The sequence below is a fragment of the Paucibacter sp. TC2R-5 genome (assembly GCF_025717605.1).
GTDB lineage: Bacteria > Pseudomonadota > Gammaproteobacteria > Burkholderiales > Burkholderiaceae_C > Paucibacter_A > Paucibacter_A albus.
Genome location: NZ_JAJIRQ010000016.1, coordinates 15,385 through 22,046 on the forward strand (window position 1 = coordinate 15,385; position 6,662 = coordinate 22,046).

The 6,662-nt window shown below is 52.3% G+C and carries 4 protein-coding genes; all 4 read right to left on the reverse strand.

Annotated elements, in window-relative coordinates; translation table 11 throughout:
* Nucleotides 1-741 precede the first annotated feature (741 nt).
* Nucleotides 742-1,149 (reverse strand): hypothetical protein, encoded by a 408-nt coding sequence (locus LNV08_RS22345; protein WP_263535962.1) that lies wholly within the window; start codon nt 1,147-1,149, stop codon nt 742-744.
* 729 nt (nt 1,150-1,878) lie between these two features.
* Nucleotides 1,879-4,524: an ATP-binding protein gene (locus tag LNV08_RS22350; RefSeq protein ID WP_263535963.1), complete on the reverse strand. Its 2,646-nt coding sequence runs from the start codon at nt 4,522-4,524 to the stop codon at nt 1,879-1,881.
* Between the two features lie 410 nt (nt 4,525-4,934).
* Nucleotides 4,935-5,420 (reverse strand): hypothetical protein, encoded by a 486-nt coding sequence (locus tag LNV08_RS22355; RefSeq protein WP_263535964.1) that lies wholly within the window; start codon nt 5,418-5,420, stop codon nt 4,935-4,937.
* A gap of 87 nt (nt 5,421-5,507) precedes the next feature.
* The coding region (locus LNV08_RS22360; RefSeq protein WP_263535965.1) for a hypothetical protein at nt 5,508-6,662 on the reverse strand (1,155 nt) is incomplete at its 5' end.

The window sequence follows — 6,662 nt, forward strand, 5'->3', positions numbered from 1 at the left end:
CACCGATGCAGATGCGAATGCTATGGTCAGCGGTGTAGAGGCCCTAGTCGCTGACCTTTGAACTTTCGCAGCGCCTTGCAATTTGGCGCTCCTCGGTCTTCGATGTTAGTGGCAGCATTGACCAGCTGTAGGGCAGAAGCATATTGCAGGTCGATGAGCATCATGTATTCAGTCTGTTCACACCATAAAAGTCGAAATCAGATACAAGGATAGAAGCGCTGTAGTCATGGTCAATGCGGTCTCAGAGTTATTTTGCAGGGAGGTATTGCTTGATAGAGCCTTTTACCGGATGGCGTGGAACATTGAGCACATGTGGGCGGAGACTGGGTCCTCAGACACGCGACTCTTGATGGAACCATTAATTCCAGACAGTTTTGTCTTGTTCGGAAGATCAAAGAAGGGTGCTGATCGCAGAGAACATGTCGTTCCGCGAGTGGTTCTGTGCAGGGAAGCCCATGACATGTTCGGCCGCGGCGAATCAATAAAGGCAGTCGCTGATTTGCTAAGGAAGTATTTGAAGATCGTTCTGATCTCCATAGAGGAAAAACACCATCTAGATCACGAGATTGGCTTAAAGCAACGTATGCCGGACGGTTGGTCATTTGAAGAGGGTTGCACGTTTGCTCGTCTTCACGCCGCGAATATTGAATTCGATGCTATCCCTTCAGGTGTTAGAGCCTGCTGTGTTTAGCTGTTCGTTATACCTCTGAGGTTTTCAAGCTGATCATGTGCCAAGGTTGCTCAATGTCGCTGTAGCGCAATGCTCATCGTTATCGAAACATTCTTGAATTCCGGCGAGCCATCAGCGAGTCCTGTTCGCGTAGCTGCGCCGAAGTTGCCATGGGTGAGGATACGGGCCAGTTCATGTTTTATGCCCGCAAGCTCTGTGCGCAGGGATACGGCAATGCTGACGTGAAGTCGGCTGATGTTGATGGATTCGGCATCAACGCTGGATTGAGCCCAGACGGTCAACCAAAAGAGCGCCAGTAGAACGGGTCTTGGGGCGCAATCTGTCTCAATCCATGTTTGCATGTCTGAGATGCAAACGCCTAAGGCCTTGGCAAGTGCCTTGGGGCTTGGGTTGCCGATGTTGTCTAGCATTTGGCTCAGTGCAGGACATTGCGTCGGCGTGGGCAATCTGTTGAGCATGATGCCTGTTCATCGTCATGCGTAGCGGCGTGCCTTAAGCGTACTTTCTATGTGACTTAGGGGGTGAAGATGTCGGGTGTCGGCCCCAAGGAATCTTGGTAACCGAGGCTGAGCAAAATCAAGGGCTTAGCTGCACCGGATCAGTTTGCGACTCAAATTGGCGAGGTTTCTATTTTTTTCTGTTAAATCAATAGCTTACAACAGTTTTATAAAGTCAACTTGTCAGAGCCAAGTTGGAATTTTGGTAACCGAAACCAATTTGCGGGATTGTGTGTGCCTTGAGTGGTCGGCTGCGACTTGGCGGCCGATGCAAAGCTCTACAAAGCTCTACAAGGCTCTACAAGGCTCTACAAAGGGCTACGAATCGCTGCGAAGGTCTTCGCCGACTGAGCAGGTAGGGCTGTTGCAGTCGGCAACAAAGGTCTGCATCGTGCCCAAAGCCGAAATTGAATTAGGCGCACCCGAACTCTTCCCTGCGGGTAGCTGGCACCAACCTGTCAGGGTTGAGCTGTTGGCGCCGACGCCGAATTAAGCCACTTTTGGCACCAGTGCCGACATTCCGTTGAGCCATGCGGATTGACTGATAGCCCGCATAGGAACTTAAGACTTGATCACCAAAGACGACTCACTCAAATGTCGGCACGGTGGCTCACTTCCGGACCGGCGCCAACAAGCGGGGACCTTTACAGCGATTTGTAGCCCTGAGGTGCACTAGGGGACTTATTGGAATCAATTGCTGTTTGGATTCGATGAATCATCCGCTGTTTCGGCTGGATGCTTTGTCCTGTAGATGATTTTTACGTCTCTGTATATCGGAACGCCAGAAACATGCGCGATAACCTGTGCTTCTGCGTTTGTCAAGTCACAGTCAGGCCACACGTCATTTGCAATCTTTTCAAACACCTGGGCGGGTTGAGTTAAGCGATCCATGAATAACTGGCTTGGCCAGTGCGTTGAGCGGATGAATTCATTTTGGGCAGTACCGCTCTTAAGCACAAAGACTTTGGGGTCAAGATCCAAGTTTCGCTCGAAGTCAGACTTAGTCACCTCGTCGGTATCTGACTCGTACTGGCATTCCCGGTGTTCAAGAAGCCAGATTTCGTCAAGGTTCTTCAGTTCGTGTGCTAATCGATTGGCAGTCCAATCCTCAGTGCCATGGGTGATGACCAGCAGTTCGTCATGCCCTGCGCCAAGTGCCAATAACTTGGCACTTTTTTGCCATGTCAACTTGTTGGCGGCCCGAAGCAGGTTTGCCTGGTTGTCGGCCCATTTGGACAGAGCATCTTGTTCAACCAAGGGAATAGCCTCGCTGCGATTCAAAAGGTCAGCCTGCTTGCCGACCATGATGCCAGCGAAACCATGGATCGTGCCGCCGTAAAGCCCGCCTACGGTGACGATGCCAGCTTGTAGGCCAAAGAGACTGTCACTATGTTCCACAATTGCACACCGCCCCTTCATTTCTCCTTGCGAGCCAGTCATTGGCGATAGATTGCTTATGGCCACACCCAAGTCGTTCGATAGCCATTGAGAGTAGAGCGCAACCCTTCCTGGGGCTATACGGTCTATCAAGCGCAACGGTTCCAATTCGCGCCAGTCGCCAGCCACCACCGTTTTGACAACTTCGCCATTCGCTTCCTTTGTGAACACATCAACTTCCAAGGCTGGAGCGAGCGCACCAACTACTTGCGTCAGCGTGAGCGGTGCTTCTTTGGTGTTGCTCAAACCGCTGAAGATATCTAGCGAGGTTTTCTTAACTTTTAACAACTTTGTTTTATCTAATAGCCGCACCGATACGCGTGTCCCATGCCGCTTAAGTGCCTCGCCATGCAAGGGTGCCCGTAGGCTCGGACGGCCGTCAATGCCTTTTACGAGTTCAAGTACCCACTGCTCGTTTTGGTCTTCGGTGCCGCAAGTCTGACGGTGGGTAGTGACTTTCACATGAGTCCCCAACATGAAGACCGAAAAGAAGCCAATCCCAAAGCTTCCCACTGCGTCAAAACCTGTAGCCGCAAGCCCCGGCCACTCGCGCCGTAGCGCTGTGTCCCTCCAAAGTGAGCGTCCAAAATCGAGCAGCACATTCACCAGCACATAACGGCTCATGCCAATGCCGGTGTCGGTGACGTGAAGCCAGTCTTCGCCTTCCTTTTCTTCGAGATGGACTGTGATGGAGCCTTCTGTTTTTTCGAGGGCACCCAAAGCTCGGCTGGCCACAACGGCGTCTCTGGCGTTTTGCAGCAACTCGCGCAAGGCCAAATGTGGTTCGTCACCGTACAGCTTGGCACCGCCAAAACGTTCGACTACAGATTGAATGTCGCTGATGCGCAAGGATGCATCCACCGGATGCCAGTCCTCGGTGGGGACGTTGCGGGCGAATGATTCGGGGCTACGAACGCCGGCAACCTCCCTGGCCGCCAGTCTTGGCAGAGCGTGGTCTCGCAATAAATGATCGGCTGCCGACAGTTCTTTGTCTGCAAGGCAGGCAGCGTCATAGGCTAGCCACCAGGCACCCTGTTCGGTGACAGGAAAAGAACTACCCGAAAAAACAAGCTCGGTACGTGCCGTGTCGCAATGGGGCTGGTGCAGGCGTGCCTGAAAGCGCCAGTGCTCTTGCGAAACTCCGCTGGGGCGGTTCATCGCCAGTAGAAAGCGGGGTGCTCGCTTTGCATCAATGTGGGCGGCATCCGCAACCCGCAAGAGAATTGCGATCTTGAGCGGATTGATCGTCCATGCCGCAGGCGCAAGGCACACGGGCGCAGACACGGTTTTTGCAGCAAATACTTCCAGCTCATGCGGGCTGTACCAGTGGCTTTCGGCTATTTGCCCGATGATGTGCCCATAGGCTTCCCGTAGCTCATCGTGAGGGAAAAGGTGCAGCAGATCGCCAACGCCATCACTCCACTTCGCAAACGCAAGCTTGCGGGCTTGTTTAGGGTGGAGGACTCGCAGGGTGTCGAATAGCACCGCTTGAAATCCAGGGGATCCTTCCATCATCTGGCCTGCGACCAACTTCCGTTGTGCGGCAGCGTCGTGCCATTCAACGGTTTGGCTCAGCTCTTCAACACCGCCAGGGAATGCCGCGCGGCAATGCGCGGCATCGTGTAACAGAAATGCACCACCCAAAACCAAAGCCTCGGCTGGGTTCAGTGGGAAGTCGGGACCAGCGATTTCTGATGCAACGCGCCATAGCGCATCGACATGGGTGATGTCGTGAAGGGTGAGATCAGGCAACTCTCTTTGAATCTGAGCCAGAAGCAGAGCAACTCGGTCGCGGAATCTATCGTATGCACCAACCAGTTCCCCCCTTTTCGGATCAAGACCGTCACCTTTGTCGCCAAAGGCGGTTTTCCAAAGCGCAGCTTGCTTGTAATCAGCCATGTTTTTATGTTTCCCCAAATGAAGTGACGATTATCCGGGGAGCGGCGCCGCTGACAGCACTGGAGTCGCGACGATGTAGGCGGTGCGCGTGAAGTCAGCAGCACTTCACAGGCAAGTCCCAAGCTATATAGGCCGCAAGCCACCGAATAAAGAGCGCAAGCAGCTCGCAATTTCATAGCGATTTCTGTCTAGCCTTCCAAGCCACCAACTCGGAAGGTCGCCGCGTAAATGGGTGGGTGCCTTCATAAGGTAAGTGCAAAAGTCCACAAACCCGCCGGGTGCGCCTGCGCGCGCACAAGTTCAGCGAGGGCAGTTTGCGTTGCCAATTCCGCCGATTCCGGTTTGAGCGAATCGTACGCACAAAGCGGAATTTTTCAGGGAGACAGCCACCTGTTGGCGCCGGCCGAAAGTTACTCTCTTCGACCACGAAATTTGCCGAAATCAGATCGCTCTGGAACGTCCTGCTCAGCTTTTGCCAACCGCGCACTATCGGACGAGTCGGTCATGCGAGCGAAGTTTGCTTCGGCGCAATCTTCCTGTGCCTCTTTGACCTGCTGTTCCTCTAGTCGGCTGGCAAGTTGTTTCATCACCCAGGCTAGTTCAAGCACCGACAGGTCCCAATCTTTGGATTCAGCGCTCTTTTGAACTAGCGGGAGAAGGGTGGGGACATCCATTACGCGCGATTCATTCAGTTTTCGAATGCAGTAGACGGTCAGTTGGTTGACCAGATCCACGCAAACCTCATAGCGAGCGTAAAACTCTTGGTCAGTCAGACCAGTAATAAAAGCGCCGTCGACCATGCGTCCGACTAACTTGGGCTGAACACCACTTATTGAGGCCAAGTTTTGTTCCCGGGGGAAATCCGCCGCTACTACTCTCGAATCATCTTTTTTCATATTGAGTCGCTTTCTCGATTACTAAAGATCGAAACCATCCACCAATAAATTTGATTCATGGCTCTTGGTCAATAGAGTGCTGGCTACCTATTTGTACCTTTCGGCACCGTTGCTTTCAATTCCGTCCATACAAACAATTTTTCCGTTAGCAAGCACCCCGAAAATTATCGGAGTGCTGCAAGCGCCTTCTTGGACTAATGGCGGCCAATCCGCCAATGAAGAAGTCTCTGGATGACCAAGAACAAGCTCCCGATCTTCTTTATTGAAGATCAGATCGGACCAAGCGTGCGGAGGGCGCCACGCTACTGGCTGGATAGTGCCACTCAAAACTAGCGCAACGCCAGTCGCGACCAAATGGAATGGATGTTCCTCATGTCTTGCCAAGTCCCCAAGACGCCAAGTAGCACACGTTTGATTTTGGTCTGACATCCGCGACATCAAAATCAACTGAATGTCTTTTAGATGCTCGACGCGGACTCGAAAATCAGTGGAGTGCCGTGGATTCCATGGCGGCAGCAATGTGGACATGTATTTGTCTTGACTGTCCAGTGGGAATCCAACCAATTCAACTAACTCCGTCAATTTAATTAGATTTCCGGAAATGAATTCTTGGGCATGAAGAACCTGGTCTATGTCGAAGCCTGGTGCGGCTCTAGTTGGAGTTTGCAACACGCCCGCATCAATAAGACCGAGGACAGTCTCAGTGTCAACATCTAAGAAATCGGCAACATCCTCATTGCTGAACAACGTAGGCGGACGGCCTTCGAATAGACTTGCTCCTTTGATCGATTTCTTCGGCGGCTCAAGGTAACACAGGGCCTCGACCATCTGGCGCGGCATTCCAGCCTTGGAAAGAAGTAGGGAGAAACTGTGCAATTCAATAATCGACAAGCGTGGTATTACCCTCAACGGGCTGAGTAATTCATGCACAAACTTTGTGAAAACTCTAAGGTCGTAAGAGCCCTCATTACGCAGTTTCGAGAATATCTTTGTGACACCATGGCGTTGAGTAACGCTCATGGTACCGACCCAGTTATTGGGCCACTGAGGCCTGATCCACATATGTTTGGACAACAAAAGCGACTTGAATAAGCGAAAAGTTGCCTTCCAAGGGAAGACAAGCGTTGAAGTTCCGAATGCCAGAAACCGAAAGGGGGCAAGCGCTGCAAAGTCTTCACTGACGGTACATTCTGTACTGCTAGCTGCAGAACCCTCCATTTCTCTCAAGTCATAGCCGCAGGT